At 75.4% G+C, this 15,158-nt stretch carries 14 protein-coding genes; 5 read left to right on the plus strand and 9 right to left on the minus strand.

Annotated features, from left to right (window positions below; translation table 11 throughout):
* Window positions 1-12 precede the first annotated feature (12 nt).
* Entirely contained in the window at window positions 13-1,620 is a 1,608-nt protein-coding gene (locus AB2L27_RS05595) for an FAD-dependent oxidoreductase (protein WP_370440488.1), read from the plus strand.
* 76 nt (window positions 1,621-1,696) lie between these two features.
* Here the strand turns inward: AB2L27_RS05595 and lepA are convergent, their stop codons facing one another.
* A complete protein-coding gene (lepA, locus tag AB2L27_RS05600; protein ID WP_370440489.1) occupies window positions 1,697-3,565 on the minus strand; it encodes a translation elongation factor 4 in 1,869 nt (622 codons plus the stop codon).
* A 123-nt stretch (window positions 3,566-3,688) separates the two neighbouring features.
* On the opposite strand from lepA, the gene AB2L27_RS05605 reads away from it, so the two are divergent.
* Both AB2L27_RS05605 and rpsT read left to right on the plus strand, forming a co-directional pair.
* Entirely contained in the window at window positions 3,689-4,648 is a 960-nt protein-coding gene (locus tag AB2L27_RS05605; protein ID WP_370440490.1) for a DUF4349 domain-containing protein, read from the plus strand.
* A 174-nt stretch (window positions 4,649-4,822) separates the two neighbouring features.
* Window positions 4,823-5,083 (plus strand): 30S ribosomal protein S20, encoded by a 261-nt coding sequence (gene rpsT, locus AB2L27_RS05610; RefSeq protein ID WP_370440491.1) that lies wholly within the window; start codon window positions 4,823-4,825, stop codon window positions 5,081-5,083.
* Between the two features lie 69 nt (window positions 5,084-5,152).
* On the opposite strand, the gene holA is transcribed toward rpsT, so the two are convergent.
* The 5 genes from holA to AB2L27_RS05635 all read right to left on the minus strand — a co-directional run bounded on the left by holA (window position 5,153) and on the right by AB2L27_RS05635 (window position 11,713).
* Window positions 5,153-6,187: a DNA polymerase III subunit delta gene (gene holA, locus AB2L27_RS05615; RefSeq protein ID WP_370440492.1), complete on the minus strand. Its 1,035-nt coding sequence runs from the start codon at window positions 6,185-6,187 to the stop codon at window positions 5,153-5,155.
* A gap of 43 nt (window positions 6,188-6,230) precedes the next feature.
* Window positions 6,231-7,676 (minus strand): amidohydrolase, encoded by a 1,446-nt coding sequence (locus AB2L27_RS05620; RefSeq protein WP_370440493.1) that lies wholly within the window; start codon window positions 7,674-7,676, stop codon window positions 6,231-6,233.
* An 89-nt stretch (window positions 7,677-7,765) separates the two neighbouring features.
* The gene (locus tag AB2L27_RS05625) at window positions 7,766-8,263 is read right to left on the minus strand and encodes a Uma2 family endonuclease (protein ID WP_370440494.1); all 498 of its coding nucleotides are present in this window, start codon (window positions 8,261-8,263) and stop codon (window positions 7,766-7,768) included.
* Window positions 8,264-8,363: 100 nt separating this feature from the next.
* On the minus strand, window positions 8,364-10,799 hold the full coding sequence (locus tag AB2L27_RS05630) for a ComEC/Rec2 family competence protein (RefSeq protein WP_370440495.1): 2,436 nt from the start codon (window positions 10,797-10,799) through the stop codon (window positions 8,364-8,366).
* Window positions 10,796-11,713 (minus strand): ComEA family DNA-binding protein, encoded by a 918-nt coding sequence (locus tag AB2L27_RS05635; RefSeq protein ID WP_370440496.1) that lies wholly within the window; start codon window positions 11,711-11,713, stop codon window positions 10,796-10,798. The genes AB2L27_RS05630 and AB2L27_RS05635 overlap by 4 nt, the downstream gene beginning before the upstream one ends.
* Before the next feature lie 482 nt (window positions 11,714-12,195).
* On the opposite strand from AB2L27_RS05635, the gene AB2L27_RS05640 reads away from it, so the two are divergent.
* Window positions 12,196-12,552, plus strand: a complete 357-nt coding sequence (locus AB2L27_RS05640; RefSeq protein ID WP_370440497.1) for a PadR family transcriptional regulator — start codon at window positions 12,196-12,198, stop codon at window positions 12,550-12,552.
* On the plus strand, window positions 12,549-13,595 hold the full coding sequence (locus AB2L27_RS05645) for a hypothetical protein (RefSeq protein ID WP_370440498.1): 1,047 nt from the start codon (window positions 12,549-12,551) through the stop codon (window positions 13,593-13,595). Before AB2L27_RS05640 ends, AB2L27_RS05645 begins: the two co-directional genes overlap by 4 nt.
* 162 nt (window positions 13,596-13,757) lie before the next feature.
* On the opposite strand, the gene AB2L27_RS05650 is transcribed toward AB2L27_RS05645, so the two are convergent.
* The 3 genes from AB2L27_RS05650 to AB2L27_RS05660 form a co-directional block, all read right to left on the minus strand.
* The gene (locus tag AB2L27_RS05650; RefSeq protein ID WP_370440499.1) at window positions 13,758-14,129 is read right to left on the minus strand and encodes a PIN domain-containing protein; all 372 of its coding nucleotides are present in this window, start codon (window positions 14,127-14,129) and stop codon (window positions 13,758-13,760) included.
* An 8-nt stretch (window positions 14,130-14,137) separates the two neighbouring features.
* Window positions 14,138-14,434 carry a type II toxin-antitoxin system Phd/YefM family antitoxin gene (locus tag AB2L27_RS05655; protein ID WP_370440500.1) on the minus strand — a complete coding sequence of 99 codons (297 nt, stop codon included), beginning with the start codon at window positions 14,432-14,434 and terminating at the stop codon, window positions 14,138-14,140.
* 96 nt (window positions 14,435-14,530) lie between these two features.
* Window positions 14,531-15,145: a TetR/AcrR family transcriptional regulator gene (locus AB2L27_RS05660; RefSeq protein ID WP_370440501.1), complete on the minus strand. Its 615-nt coding sequence runs from the start codon at window positions 15,143-15,145 to the stop codon at window positions 14,531-14,533.
* Window positions 15,146-15,158: the final 13 nt, after the last annotated feature.

The following is a 15,158-nucleotide window of genomic DNA, read 5'->3' on the forward strand; positions in this document are numbered from 1 at the left end:
ACCGTTCGGGACATGACCTCGAACTCCCCCGGGCACGACGGGACCGCCTCGCCCCCGCCCTCCGCCCGCACCTGCGACGTCGCCGTCGTCGGCGGTTCGGCCGCGGGCCTGGCCGCTGCGCTGCAACTGGTCCGTCAGCGCCGGTCGGTCCTCGTCGTCGACGACGGAACCCCTCGCAACGCCCCCGCCGCGCACATGCACGGCTTCCTCGGCCACGACGGCCTGCCGCCGGGGGACCTGGTGGCCAGGGGGCGGGAGGAGGTGCGCGGCTACGGCGGGGAGGTCCTCACCGGGCGCGTCCTGGGGATCGGCACCGGACCCGACGGCGGGTTCGACCTCGCCCTGACGGGCGGGAACCGGCTGCGCGCCCGCCGGGTCCTGGTCGCCACCGGCATCGTCGACGAACTGCCCGACATCCCCGGTCTGGCGCAGCGCTGGGGACGGCAGGTCATCCACTGCCCGTTCTGCCACGGCTACGAGGTCCGGGACCGGCGCGTGGTCCAGATCGTCACCTCACCGGCGGGGTTGCACCCCACGCCGCTGGTGCGGCACCTGACCGACCGGCTCACCGTCGTGCTGCACGACGGCGCGGGAGTCGACCCGGTGGCGGTCCGGGCGCTGACCGAGTCCGGGGTGCCGGTCCTGGAGGCCACCGTGGCCCGCGTCGGCGACGGGGACGACGGAGCTCTGGTCGTCGAGCTCGGGGACGGGAGGGCGCTGCCGGCGGACGCGGTGCTGACCGGCGGTCGCTTCGCCGCACGGACCTCGATGCTCGAGGGACTGGGGGTGGCCACCGCACTGCACCCCAGCGGCCTCGGCGACGTCCTGGTCGCCGACCCGACCGGCAGCACGACCGTGGACGGCGTCTTCGCCGCGGGCAACGTCACCGACCCCGCGCTGCAGGTCCTGCCGGCGGCGGCGCACGGGAGCTTCGTCGGTGCGCAGATCGCCTTCAGCCTCGCCGCCGAGGACGTCGCCACCGGCACCCGCCCCTCGGGGGTGCAGGCCGAGTGGGACGACCGGTACGGCGGGACCGACCGCGTCTGGAGCGCGAACCCGAACGGCACCCTGGTCGCCGAACTCACCGGCACGCCTCCGGGGCGGGCCCTGGACGTGGGCGCCGGCGAGGGCGCGGACGCGCTGTGGCTGGCCGAGAACGGGTGGGAGGTCACCGCCTCCGACGTCTCCGACCGGGCCCTGGCCCGGATCCGCGCCGAAGCCACCCGCCGCGGGACGGCCGTCGAAACCCTGCACCGCGACGTGAACGACCTGGCCGGTCTGGAGGGCCGGACGTACGACCTGGTCAGCCTGCAGTACGGCTCCTTCCACCGGACGCCGGACCAGCGAGGTCTGCACACCCTGCTCGACGCGGTCGCGACCGGCGGGATGCTGCTCGTCGTCGGGCACGCACCGCACCGTGCCGGCGAACCGGTCGACCCCGCCGAGCGGACGGTCCTGTGGGATCCGCAGGCGTACGTGGGGATCGAGGAGATCGCCGCGGCCGTAGCGGCGTCCGGGCGGTGGCGCGTGGAGGTGCACGAGACCAGGCCGCGACCCGCCGGAGCGGTCAGCTCCCACCACGCCGAGGACGTGGTGTTCCGGGCGGTCCGCACCGCCTGAACCCGCCCCACGCACGGACGGCCCGCCCCCGACGGGGAGCGGGCCGTCCCGGCGCGCGGTCACGGCACGCGGCGCCTCACTTCTTGGCGTTCTTCTCCTTGGGCTTGTCCCCGGAGGCGTCGGAGGACAGCGCGGCGATGAAGGCCTCCTGGGGCACCTCGACCCGCCCGACCATCTTCATCCGCTTCTTCCCCTCCTTCTGCTTCTCCAGCAGCTTGCGCTTGCGGGTGATGTCACCGCCGTAGCACTTGGCCAGGACGTCCTTGCGGATCGCGCGCACGTTCTCGCGGGCGATGACCCGGGCCCCGATGGCGGCCTGGATCGGCACCTCGAACTGCTGGCGCGGGATGAGGTCCTTGAGCTTGCCGGCCATCATCACGCCGTAGCCGTAGGCCTTCTCGCGGTGCACGATCTGGCTGAACGCGTCGACCTGCTCGCCCTGCAGCAGCACGTCGACCTTGACCAGGTCCGCGGCCTGCTCGCCGTCCACGTCGTAGTCCAGGGAGGCGTACCCGCGGGTGCGGGACTTCAACTGGTCGAAGAAGTCGAAGACGATCTCGGCCAGCGGCAGCCGGTAGCGCATCTCCACGCGGTCCTCGGACAGGTAGTCCATGCCCTGCAGGTCACCGCGGCGCTGCTGGCACAGCTCCATGATGGCGCCGATGAAGTCCGAGGGGGCCAGGATCGTGGCGCGCACGACGGGTTCACGCACCTCGGCGATCTTGCCCTCGGGGAACTCCGAGGGGTTCGTCACCTCCACGACCCGCTTGTCCTCCAGCGTCACCTCGTACGGCACGCTCGGCGCGGTCGAGATGAGGTCGAGGTTGAACTCCCGCTCCAGGCGCTCGCGCACGATCTCCAGGTGCAGCAGGCCGAGGAACCCGATGCGGAACCCGAACCCCAGCGCCACCGACGTCTCGGGTTCGTAGGTGAGCGCGGCGTCGTTGAGCTTGAGCTTGTCGAGCGCGTCGCGCAGCAGCGGGTAGTCCGACCCGTCGATCGGGTACAGCCCGGAGAACACCATCGGCTTGGGGTCGCGGTACCCGCCGAGGGCCTGCGCGGAGGGTTTGGCCGCGTTGGTGACGGTGTCGCCGACCTTGGACTGCCGGACGTCCTTCACCCCGGTGATGAGGTAACCGACCTCCCCCACGCCCAGCCCGCGCGAGGGGGTGGGTTCGGGGGAGCTGACCCCGATCTCCAGCAGTTCGTGCGTGGCCTTCGTCGACATCATCGCGATGCGCTCGCGCGGGGACAGGCTGCCGTCGACCACGCGGACGTACGTCACGACACCGCGGTAGGTGTCGTAGACCGAGTCGAAGATCATCGCGCGGGCCGGGGCGTCCGGGTCACCCACGGGGGCCGGGATCTGCCGGACGATGTGGTCCAGCAGCACGTCGACGCCCACGCCGGTCTTGCCCGAGACGCGCAGGCAGTCGTCCGGTTCGCAGCCGATGAGCTTGGCCAGCTCCTCGGCGAACTTCTCCGGCTGGGCCGCGGGCAGGTCGATCTTGTTGAGGACCGGGATGATCGTGAGGTCGTTCTCCATGGCGAGGTAGAGGTTCGCCAGGGTCTGCGCCTCGATGCCCTGCGCGGCGTCCACCAGCAGCACCGCGCCCTCGCAGGCGGCCAGCGAGCGGGACACCTCGTAGGTGAAGTCGACGTGCCCCGGGGTGTCGATCATGTTCAGGGCGTACGCCGTGCCGTCGACGTCCCAGGGCATGCGCACGGCCTGCGACTTGATCGTGATGCCGCGCTCGCGCTCGATGTCCATCCGGTCGAGGTACTGCGCGCGCATGGCCCGCTCGTCCACGACGCCGGTCAGCTGCAGCATCCGGTCGGCCAGCGTCGACTTGCCGTGGTCGATGTGGGCGATGATGCAGAAGTTGCGCAGCAGCTGCGGCGCGGTCGCGGCCGGTGCCGGTGCGTCGGCGGCTCTCGGGGACACGGGCGGGGGGCACCTCTCGGTCGGACGGACGGGCAGCCCCCATGGTCGCACGAGCGGAACCGCCGGGCCGGTCGCGGCGTCCCAGCGCCGCGGTCACGGCGGCCGCCCCGACGGAGGTGTCCGATGCGCGCTCCCACCCCTGCCCCCGCTCCCGCCTCCGGCCCCGCGCCCGGCCGCGCGCCCGGCCGCGCCCGCCGGTGGGCCGCCCCCGCCCTGGCCCCCGTCCTGGCCCTGGGCCTGCTGCTGGGGGCCGCGGCCTGCACCGGCGGCGGCGCCGACTCCGCCGGCTCCACCGGGGGTCCCGCGGCCGAGACCGCGGGCACCGCCGGGGGCGGGTCGGCGGCGCAGGCCGGGGCAGCGGCCCAGGACCAGGCGGGCGTGGACGTCGCGGCGCCGGGCCGGGCCGTGGTCTCCACCGCCACCCTGGCCGTGCGGGTCCCCGACGTGCCCGCCGCGGTCCGGGCGGCCACGGCCCGCACGACGGCGGTGGGCGGGATCGTGGCGGCGAGCCGGTCCGGCGGCGCGGACGGGGTCGAGACCGCCCACCTGACGCTGCGCGTGCCGGCACCGGCGTACCCCGGCGTCCTCGACGACCTCGCCGGGCTGGGCCGGGAGACCGACCGGACCACGACGAGCACCGACGTCACCGCCGAGGTCGCCGACGTCGACAGCCGCGTCACCTCCGCCCGGGCCGTCCTGGACACGTTCCGCTCCCGGCTGCCGCAGGCGACGACGATCCCCGACGTCCTCGCCGTCGAGGGCGAGATCGCCCGCCGGGAGGCCGACCTGGAGGCCCTGCAGGCCCGCCAGCGGGTGCTGGCCGACCAGACCGCGCTGGCGACCGTGGACGTCGACCTGACCCGCGACGCCCCGCCGGCCACCGCCACCACCGGTCCGGGGTTCCTCGCCGGGCTGGCCGCGGGGTGGGACGCGCTGGGCGGGGCCGTGCGGCTCGCCGCCCTCGTCGCCGGCGTTCTGCTGCCCTTCCTCGTCCCGGCCGCGGTGGTCGGCCTCCCGCTGTGGTGGCTGGTCCGCCGGCGCCGGGCCCGCAGCGCCCAGGACCCCGCCTCGACGGCCCCCTGAGCGGGCCGCCCCCGGTGTCCCCGGCCCCGTGCCCGCGCTGGTAACCTTGACGATGCCTTCGCTGCGTGCGGAGGTCACGGTCACCCGCCGTCCCTCCCGGTGTCCCCACGCCGGAGTCCCCGGTGGAGCGATCGCCCTCTGACACTGATCCAGACCGACAGGAAGACGGAGCACGTGGCGAACATCAAGTCGCAGAAGAAGCGCATCCTCACGAACGAGAAGGCGCGCCTGCGCAACAAGGCCGTGAAGTCGGAGCTGCGCACCGCGGTGCGCGCGTTCCGCCAGGCCCTGGCCGCCGGCGACACCGAGAAGGCGCAGGCGACGCTGAAGGTCGCCAACCGCAAGCTCGACAAGGCCGTGAGCAAGGGCGTCATCCACAAGAACCAGGCGGCCAACCGCAAGTCGGCCATCTCCAAGGCTGCGGCCAAGGCCTGATCCTCGGATCCTCACCGGAGGGCCGGTCCCCGTCGGGGGCCGGCCCTCCGTGCGTCCGGGCCCGACCGTTCAGCGGCGGGCGGCGGCCACCACCCGCACGGCCCGCTCCAGCGCGTGCTCGGCGTGCGCGCCACCGCCCTTGACCGCGTGGTCGGCGGCGGCCACGGCCAGGATCGCCTCGGCCATGCCCTCCGGGGACAGCCCGCGCACCTCCCGCTGGGCCTTCTCCACCAGCCACGGCGCCATCCCCAGCTCGCGGGCCAGGTCGGCCGGCCGTCCCCGGCCGGCCCCGGCGACCTTGGCCAGCTGCCGCAGCCGGGAGGCGAGCGCGGCCACGACGACCACGGCCGGCACCCCCGTCGCCTCGGCGTGGCGCAGCAGGACCAGCGCCTGCCCCTCGCGCCCCTCCACGGCCGCGTCGGCGACCTCGAAGCCGCTCGCCTCGCGCCGGCCCCCGTGGTAGCGGTGCACCGCGTCCTCGGTGAGGGGTCCCTCGGTGTCGGTGAGGAGCTGGTCGACGGCGGCGGCGAGCTCACCCAGGTCGCTGCCGAGGGCCGCGACGAGGGCACGGGCGGCCTCCACGTCGATCGACCGGCGGGCGCGGCGGACGTCGGAGACGACGAGGTCGACCTTGTCCTGGTCCCGCTTGAGCGGCTGGCAGGACACCTCGGCCACCCCCCGGACCGTGCGGGCCGCGTCCAGGACCTTCTTCGCGCGGTTGCCCCCGCGGTGGCGCAGCACGAGGACCACCGAGTCGGCGGGAGCCCGCAGGTACTCCAGGACGTCCTCGACGAAGGCCTCGCTCGCGGCGTCGACCCCGTCGACGAGCACGAGGGAGCGCTCGTCGAACAACGACGGCGACGTCCACGTCGCCAGCTGCCCCTTCTGGTACCCGGCGGCGGCGACGTCGGTGCGCTCGAAGGACGGGTCGAGCCCGCGCATCCGCGTCAGCAGCGCCGTCAGGGCGCGGTCGGCCAGCGCCTCCTCCGAGCCGGCGAGCAGCACGACGGGGGCGGGGGCCAGGTCGTGCGGGGAGATCCCGGGCGCCGCGCCGGCGGCCTTCTTCGCGGGGGACTTCGCGGCGGTCTTCTTGACGGCGGGCACGGCGTCACTGTGGCACGGGCCCCGGACACGACCCGACCGGTGCTCAGCCGGCCCGGTGCGTGAGGACCCCGCCGACGAGGGTGGCGACGACCTCGCTGCGCCGCAACGCCTGCGCTCCCCCGGCGGCGAACGTGCGCGCGGGGTCCTCGGCGAGGAGGACGAGGTCGGCGGTGTCCCCGACGAAGACCCCGCGCCGGCCCCCGCACGCGGCGGCCAGGGCGACGTCGAACGGCAGGTGCTGGTCGGGGTGCCAGGGCGCGCGGTCGTCGACGGTGCGGTGCACCGCGCTGGCCAGGGCGTCCCACGGGTCCAGCGGCGCGACGGGCGCGTCGGACCCGAGCCGCAGGTCGGCGCCCGCGGCGTGCAGGTCGGCGTACCGGTAGGCGCGGGCGGCGCCCTCGGGCCAGTGCACGGGCACGGCGTCGCGGTCGTCGACGACGTGCCGGGGCTGCACGCTCGCCACGACCCCCAGCCGCGCGAACCGGGGCACGTCCCCGGGGTGGACCTGCTGGGCGTGCTCCAGGCTGCCCCGGCAACCGGCCGCGGCGAAGGCGTCGAGGGTGACGCGCACGGCGTCGTCGCCGATGGCGTGGACGGCCACCTGCAGCCCGTGCGCGGTGGCCCGCCGCAACGAGGCCTCCAGCTCGGCGGGCGGGATGCGCAGGACCCCGTGACCACCGGTGGGGTACTCCTCGTGGCAGAACGCCGTCCGGGTGCCCAGGGACCCGTCCACGACGAACTTCACCGGCCCGACGCGGACGCGGTCACCGGCCAGGACGTCCCCGCTGCGGCGCCCGGCGGCGATGGTCTCCTCCAGCCAGTCCGGCCACACGCCGGCGGCGACGCGGACCGCCGGTTCGGCCCGCCGGCACCAGACGTCGACCGGTGCGTACTCCAGGTCGACCAGGCCGGTGACCCCGCGGGCGGCGGCGGCCGTCGTGGCCTCGGCGACCCAGCGGTCCTGCACCGCGTCCTGCACCGTGCTCGCCCGCGCCAGCAGCTCCATCGCCGGTGCCTCCGTCAGCACCCCGGTCGGCTCGCCGACCCCGAACCGGTGGGCGGCAGCGGAGTTCACCCAGACGGCGTGCAGGTCCGCGCCCACCACGAGGACCGGCCGGTCGCCGCAGCGGGCGTCGAGGACGTCGCGGTGCGGTGGGCGGTCCCACAGCGCGTCGCGGTACCCGTGCCCGACGACGAGGTCGTCCCCGGGCCCGGCCCCGGCCCGCACGAGCTCGGCGACCTCGAGCGCGGACCGGGCGCCCAGGACGTCGATGCGCCGGCGCGCGGCGGCCCACTGGGTGAGGTGGACGTGGCTGTCGACGAACCCGGGCAGCAGCACCGCGCCGTGGGCGTCGAGGCGCTCGGCCGCCGACCACGGCGCGGCGCTCGCGAGCCCGCGGCCGATGGCGACGACGCGGCCGTCGGCGAGCGCCACGTCGACGGGCTCTGGTCCGCCGAGGGGGCGGCGGACGTCGTGCAGGACGAGCACGGGGGACCTCCGGTCGGTGGGACTGTTCTGCCGCGACTCTGACGCGACGCCGGCTCCACCCCGTGGGCCGGGCCGGCGACCCGGGTGGATCAGGCCGGAGGCAGGATCGCGCCGAGGGCGTCCGCGGCCCACCCGGCCGTGCCGGGGTCGCCGTGCCAGGTGCTGGTGCGGGTGACCGGGTCGACGACCACGTGGAGGGGGATGCCCCACTCGGCGTAGACGGCGCGCTTGGTGACCGTGTCGGTCAGCCGGGTGGAGGGGGACACGACCTCCACCGCCAGCAGCACGTCGCCGGAGTCGAGGTAGGTCCCTCCCCCCGCAGCGGCAGCGGCCACCACGACGTCGGGGATCAGCAGGTCGCTCTCGCCGTCACGGGTGTGGCGCACGTTCGCCCCCGGGTAGACCGTGACCGTCTGCGGCGCTGCGCTGCGCAGGGCGAAGTAGGCGTCCCCGACCACCGCCTGGTGGGTCGTCCCGGCCCACGGCGTCACCAGCAGACTCCCGTCGATGACCTCGTGCCGGGGCCAGGTCGTGTCCTCGGGCAGGTCCTCCAGGCGGACCCGGCCCTGCACCTGCAGCGTGTCCATGACGCTCCTCCGGCTCCTCCCGAACCCCTCGGCGGCTCCAGGTTACGGCCCCCGGGGAGGTCGTCGTCGCTCCCGTGCGCACCGCCCCGTCCCGGCGCGCTCACCCGCTGCCGTACCGGGCCCGCCGCTCGGCCTGGCGCGCGTCCGGCCCGCGGTCCAGCGTCCGCAGCGCCGCCGCCGTCCCGGCCACGGCGACGTCCCCGCCGGTGTCGGTGCGCAGCACCCGCGCCCCGGTCGAGGCCAGGACGTCGAGCGTCGAGGCCGCGGGGTGGCCGTAGTCGTTGACCGCCCCCACCTCGATCAGCGCCACCCGCGGCCGGGCCGCCGCGTACAACGCCGGCACCTGCGTCGGGGACCCGTGGTGGGCGACCTTGACGACGTCCGCGACCGCCCCGGCCGGCCACCGCGCCAGCACTGCCCGCTGCTCCTCTCGCTCGGCGTCCCCGGTCAGCAGCACCCGCACCCCCTGCACGTCGGCCAGCAGCACGACGCTGGAGTCGTTGACCTGCGCGGAGTCCGGGTCCCGCACCCCCGCCACGTCCGGCGCGGGCCCGAGCACCGTCCAGGTGACCTGCCCGGCGCCACCGGTCTCCCCCGCGCTGAGCGGGACGACCGGGGTGGCCCCGGCCTGCGCGCGCACCCGGGCGGCGGCCGGTTCCACCGCGAGCGGGGAGACGTGGACGACCCCCACCTCCCGCCCGGCCAGGGCACCGGCCAGGCCGCCGACGTGGTCGGCGTGGAAGTGGGTCAGCACGACGGCGTCGAGCCGGTCCACCCCGAGCCGGTCCAGGCACCCGTCGACCAGCACGTCGTCCGGGCCGGCGTCCACCAGCACCGCCGAAGCCGGCCCCGAGCGCAGGACGACCGCGTCGCCCTGACCGACGTCGCAGCCCACGACGAGCCAGTCCGGGGGTGGCCACGGGCCCGCCGGGCCGCCCCAGCGCGGGGCGCACCGCACGAGCAGCGCCGCGGACAGCACGAGCACGAGGGCCAGGGCCGGCCACCGCCGGCCCGGACCGTGCCGCCACCGCAGGGTCGCGGCCACCGCGCCCAGGACCAGGACCGTCAGCAGCGCCACCACCACCACCCCGGCCACGCCTGGTGGCACGGCCACCGAGGTCGGCACCCGGGCCGCGACCCGCGCGACCGTGGCGATCCACGCCGCGCACCAGCCCGCGGGCCAGGCGAGCACGGTGGCCCCGGCCGGCCAGGACGGGGACAGCACCGTGGCGGCCAGGCCGAGGACGGTGGCCGGGCCGACGGCGGGCGCCACGAGCACGTTGGCCGGCACGGACACGACGTTCACCGCCGGTTGCAGCAGGGCGACGACGGGACCGCACACCGCCTGCGCGGCCACGGGAACGGCCAGCGCGTAGGCCACGACCCGCGGGGCTCCGGCCCGCACCAGCCGGTCCGCCCACGGCCGGGCCAGCAGGACCAGCGCCGTCGTGGCCAGCACGGACAGGACGAACCCGAACTCCCGGGCCAGCCACGGGTCGGCCACCAGCAGGACCAGGGCCGCGCCGGCCACGACCGGGATCCCCCGCACGGGACGGCCCGCGGCCAGCCCCGCCATCCCCACCCCGCCCATCACGGCCGCCCGCAGGACGCTGGGTTCGGGCCGGGCCAGCACGACGAAACCCACCAGCCCGGCCCCGGCCACGAGCAGCCGGGACCGTCGCCCGAACCCCGCCCACGAGGCGGCCAGGACGAGGAACCCCACCACGAGCGTCGTGTTCGACCCGCTGACGGCGGTGAGGTGGGTCAGGCCGACCGAGCGCATCGCCGCCTCCAGGTCCGGCGGCAACGCCGAGGTGTCCCCCACGACGAGCCCGGGCAGCAGCCCGCGGACGTCGGGCGGGCGGCCGGACACGGCCTGCCGCAACCCCCGGCGCAGGGTCTCGGACACCTCCAGCACCCCCGAGGGGCGGTCGGTGCCGAGCAGGTCACCGGCGGCGACCGTGACCACGGACCGCTCCCCCGGGTCGGCCGGTCCGAGCCGGCCGCGGAAGACGAGCCGGTCCCCCCAGCGCACGTCGGCCCACTCCTCGGCGGCCGCGAACACCGTCGCCGGGGCGGCGAGCTCCCGCGTCGAACCCCGCGCATCGACGGCGGTCAGCCGCACGTCGAGGACGACCCGTGGAGGTTCGCCCTCGCGCCGGGCCGGCAGCGCGTGCGGGTCGGCGGTGACGACGGCCGAGAACTCCCCCGACACGCGGCGCTGCGCCAGGTCCTGCACGCCTGCGGCGGTGAACCGGCTGTGCTGCAGGCAGACCGAGAACACCACGAGCGTGGTCGCGGTGAGGACCAGCGCGAGGCGGGCACCCCGCCCGCGCCGCAGGAGCACGCCGAGGACGACGACGAGCAGGGCCGCGGACCCCGCGAGGACCCACCCCGCGACGGCCGGGTGGCCGGTCGCGGCGAACGCGGCGCCCCAGGCCGCGAGCGCCGCCGCGGCCAGCCGCAGGTCCACCGGCACCGGTGGCGGTCCCACCGCGCGGGGCGCGCCGGGCCCGGCCGGGTGGTCCGCGCTCACACGCTCACCAGGTCCCGCAGGCCGTCGAGCACCTTCGGGCCGATGCCCCGCACCTCCCCCAGGTCCTCCACGGAGCTGAACCGCCCGTTCTCCTCGCGCCAGGCCACGATGCGCCCGGCCAGGACCTCCCCCACCCCGGGCAGCGCGTCGAGGTCGGCGGCCGTGGCGGAGTTCAGGTCCACCCGTGCGGCCGGTCCCGCCGCGCCCGCCGCCGGGGCCGGCACCGCCGCTCCCGGTTGGCCGGGGGCCGGGACGAGCACCTGCTCACCGTCCTGCAGGACGCGCGCGAGGTTGAGCGCGTCCAGGTCCGCCTCCGGCGCGGGTCCGCCCGCGGCCGTGAGCGCGTCGGCCACCCGGCTGCCCGCGGACAGGGTGACGATCCCCGGCCGCAGCACGCGGCCGGCGACGTGCACGACGACGGTGGCCGGGCTCGACGTCTTCGAGGGTGTCGCGGTGGTGGGGTCCGGCGCGCTCCCGGTCGCAACCGCCACCGGCGCCGTGCGCGCGGGCAGCGCCTGGCCCTGCGGCGCAGCGGGGTCGGGCCAGGACCGCCACGCGGCGAACCCCAGCCCGGCCGCGACGAGGACGCAGACCAGGACGGCACCGGCGACCGCGCGCGGACCCACCCGCAGCCGCACCGCCCGCCACCCCGGCGGGGTGCGGTCGGCCAGGCGCCGCGACCACTCGCCCACCACCCCCGGGGCCGCGCGGGGACCCGTGGGGTGCGCGTCGAGCCCGTCGTCGAACTCATCGCTGAACTCAGCGTCGAGCTCGTCGTCGATCTCGTCGTCGAGCTCGTCGTCGATCTCGTCGTCGAGCTCGTCGTCGAGCCCGTCCCCGGCCGTCCGGAACTGCCGCACGGCCAGGGCGCGGGCACGGACCGCCGCGTCGCGGCGGGAGGGGGACGTGGACACCCGGGAAACCTAGGCAGCCCCGGGGTCCTGCGGGCCGGACGCGGGGGCCGCTGTGGACGGCGCGGTGCCCACCGCCCCCTGTGGAGCCCGGGACGTCACCGGCCGGTCGTCGTCCCCGGTTCCTGGTATCACGTCGCAGGACATCGGTGAAACTCCCAGCCGTCGAGGTGGAGGCACTTCCCGACCTTGAGACCCCGCCCTGGTGCGCCGCACCGGTCACCGCGCAGTGCGGAGTTCGCCCCTGCACCAGGCGACGCGCGCGGTGGGCACGGAGCCGGCGGACGGGTGCCGCGAGGCGAGCAGCGTGCGAGAGGCATCGACGACTCACCTGCAGTGCGCCGACTGCTCGGTCACGGACGTCACGGTCTTGGCGAATTGAGGATGACCTGCATCGTCGGAGCGGTGGCACCAGACCAAGCAGTGCAGCGACACGCCATAGTCAAACGATCGGTATGCATCGTCTGACTGACTATGTTCGGGTCATGGCATCGAGCGAGATGCGCGAACCGACCTTCCTGCTGCTGACCGCCCTGGCCGGCCAGCCGCAGCACGGCTACGCGCTCACCCAGGAAGTCGCCCACCTCTCCGGCGGCCGCGTCCGCCTCAAGCCCGGCACCCTCTACGCAGCCTTGGACCGCCTGGCCGACGAAGGACTCATCGCCCTCAGCGGTGAGGAAGTCGTCGACGGGCGCCTGCGCCGCTACTACTCCCTGACCTCAACCGGCGCAGGCACGCTGGAACGCGAGACGCAGCGCCTACGCGCCAACGTCGAGGCCGCCACCGTGCGCCTGCGCACCCACGGAGCAACCTCTGCAGCGACCTCGCAGGTGACCCCATGAGCACGACCGGACGCTACGAAGCCCGGTGCCGACTGCTGCTGCGCACCTACCCCCGCTCCTGGCGCGCCCACCGCGAACAGGAGATCCTCGGCGTGCTGATGGACATGCACGATCAGCACGACGAAGACCCCAGCGCGAGCCGTGCCCCGGCCCACCGCCCCTCCTGGGGAGTGCACCTGGACCTGCTCACCGGCGGACTGCAGACCCGCTGGGAGCGGCTGTTCTCCTTCCTGCCCACAGCCGTCCGTGACCGCATCGCGATGCTGGGCCTGGTGCTGGGGGCCGCGGTGTCCACGGTCATCGTGGCCTTCGGTGAGATCACCTGGCCCTGGCGAACAGCACCGGTCACCACCCTGACCGACGGCTCATCCTCCAGCTACGTCGCCCCCGTGATCCAGACCGCCGGGCCCGTCATCTACGGGCTGTGGGTGCTCGCCTTGCTCCTCACCCTGGCCGGGCGGGCTCAGCTGGGGCGCTGGCTGCTGGCCGGTGCCGCCGCCGGCGCGTTGCTGCTGAGCATCGTCCGGGTCATCCCGCACCCGCCGGTCTACGTGCTGGCTCCCTTGGCCCTGGCCGCGGGGCTGAGTACGACGGGGCGCCTACCCACTGCCCGCACCACCCGAGGCTGGATGGCCGCCGGGTACATCGCGCTCACCGGAGCGCTGGCCGCCACCCAACTGAGCCAGGCCGACACCTCGACGATCTGGAACCCTTTCCAGGGCTTCTACCGGCCCGGGTACGCCGACCAAGGCATGCACTCGCTCAGCGTCGCCGTCCTGGCCCTGAGCGCGGTCTGCGTCGTTGCGGGCGCCATCGCCTCCCTGACCGGCCGCCGGTGGTTCGTGGCGGTCCTGGTGACTGCCTTGCCCTACCTGTACTTGACGCTGCTGTCCTTCAGCGGGGTCGATCGCCACCAGATGCTCTCCACCGCAGCCGAACTGACGACGGTCCTCCTCGTCGGGACTGCGCTGGTGGCTGCCGGCGCGAAGTGGGCCCGGCGCGACGCGTCCCGTCCTGCAGATCACCAAGACCCGCTGTCGTAGCCGGCCAACCAGTGGGCATGGACTGCGCGAGGGGACAGCCCGTGCCCACCCGGGGGGGGTAGCTGCAGAGTGATCTACCGGTCATCCCGCGTTCCGCGCTGCGCTCGGCCAGGGCGCGACAGGGACGCACCTCGACCACCACCGGCCCGTCTCAGCAGCGCGTCAGGGGCTCCTCACGTCGAGCAGCGCGCCCAACCCCCGGTAGTCGTCGAGGTTGGCGGTGATGAGCGCGAGGTCGTGCGCTCGAGCGGTCGCCGCGATCATCAGGTCCAAGCGCCGGGGCCTGGGCTTGCGACCGGTCGCCACCACGGCCGAGTCGATGTCGTGGTGGGCGTCCAGAACCCGCCGGGACACGGGGAAGGGGTCGAAGACGGCTGCGGCGACGTCGTACCGGCGCTGTCGCGCCGCCCGAACCTCGGGGTCGGCGACGCTGTCGATCCCGCCGGCCAGCTCGAACATGGTCAGGATGGAGATGGAGGCGCCGTCGACGACGATCCCGTCGATGAGCACGTCGCTGTCGATCAGCACGGCCACGGGCGAGGTCACCGTTCCCGACGACGGGACGCGCGGGCGTACGGGTCGTCCACCTCGTCGTCGAAGACCTCGCGGACGTCCCGCTTCCAGTCGTCGGCCTGCTCGGCGCTGAGGGGCGCGTCGGCGTAGAGAGCTCGGAGGGTGTCGGCACGGACGAACCGCTGGGGCTTGGCCGGAGGTGGGGTCATCGTCAGGATGCCGAAGCTCTCGCCGTTGATGGTGACTTCGAACTCTTCGCCGTCACGCAGCTCGCGGAGGATCCTGCCGCTGTCGTTGCGCAGCTCGCGCTGGCTGATCGTCCTCACGCCACCAGCGGAGCAGCGGGCTGCTACAGGCGGCCGTCCCCTCGGGTGGACCTACCGGCCGGTCCGCGGGCCGCCGCGGGCTCGACGCGGCGACCGTCACCGGCGCCCTGACGCAGAACCGTCGCCGGCGTCCGGGCACCTCGCGGTCCCCAGTTCCCGTTCCACCTGCGCCCGGACCTGCTCGACCATGTCGACGTCGTCGGGGTGCAGGAGCCACTGCACCTGCAACCCGTCCATGACGGCCACGAGCCGGCGGGCGGCGGAGGCGGGGTCGGGGTGCCCGCAGTCGGTGAAGGCCGCCGTCAGGGTCGCCACGACCCGCCGGTAGCGCTGGTCGAAGAACGCGTGGGCCGGGTGGTCCGGGGAGGTCGCCTCGGCCGACAGGACGCAGAACAGCTCCACGATCCCGCGGCGGGAGGTGTTGCGGCGCACCACGTCCAGCAGGTAGGACAACTGCTGCTCCCCCGGCGGGGCGGGGTCGGCGGGCACCAGCGCGGCGTCCTCGACGTCCCGGCGTTCCAGCACGGCCAGCAGCAGCGCCTCCTTGCTGGCGACGTGGTGCAGCAGTCCCGCGTGCGTGAGCCCGCAGCGGGCGGCGAGGTCGCGCAGCGACGCGGCGCGGTAGCCCGACTCGCCGAACAGCCCGACGGCCTCGGTGAGGATCTGCTCGCGCCGGGCCCTGCCCCTGGCGTACTCCCCGCGTGCGGCCACGGGACCTTCCTAC

It is taken from the genome of Kineococcus halophytocola, assembly GCF_041276425.1.
GTDB classification, from domain to species: domain Bacteria; phylum Actinomycetota; class Actinomycetes; order Actinomycetales; family Kineococcaceae; genus Kineococcus; species Kineococcus halophytocola.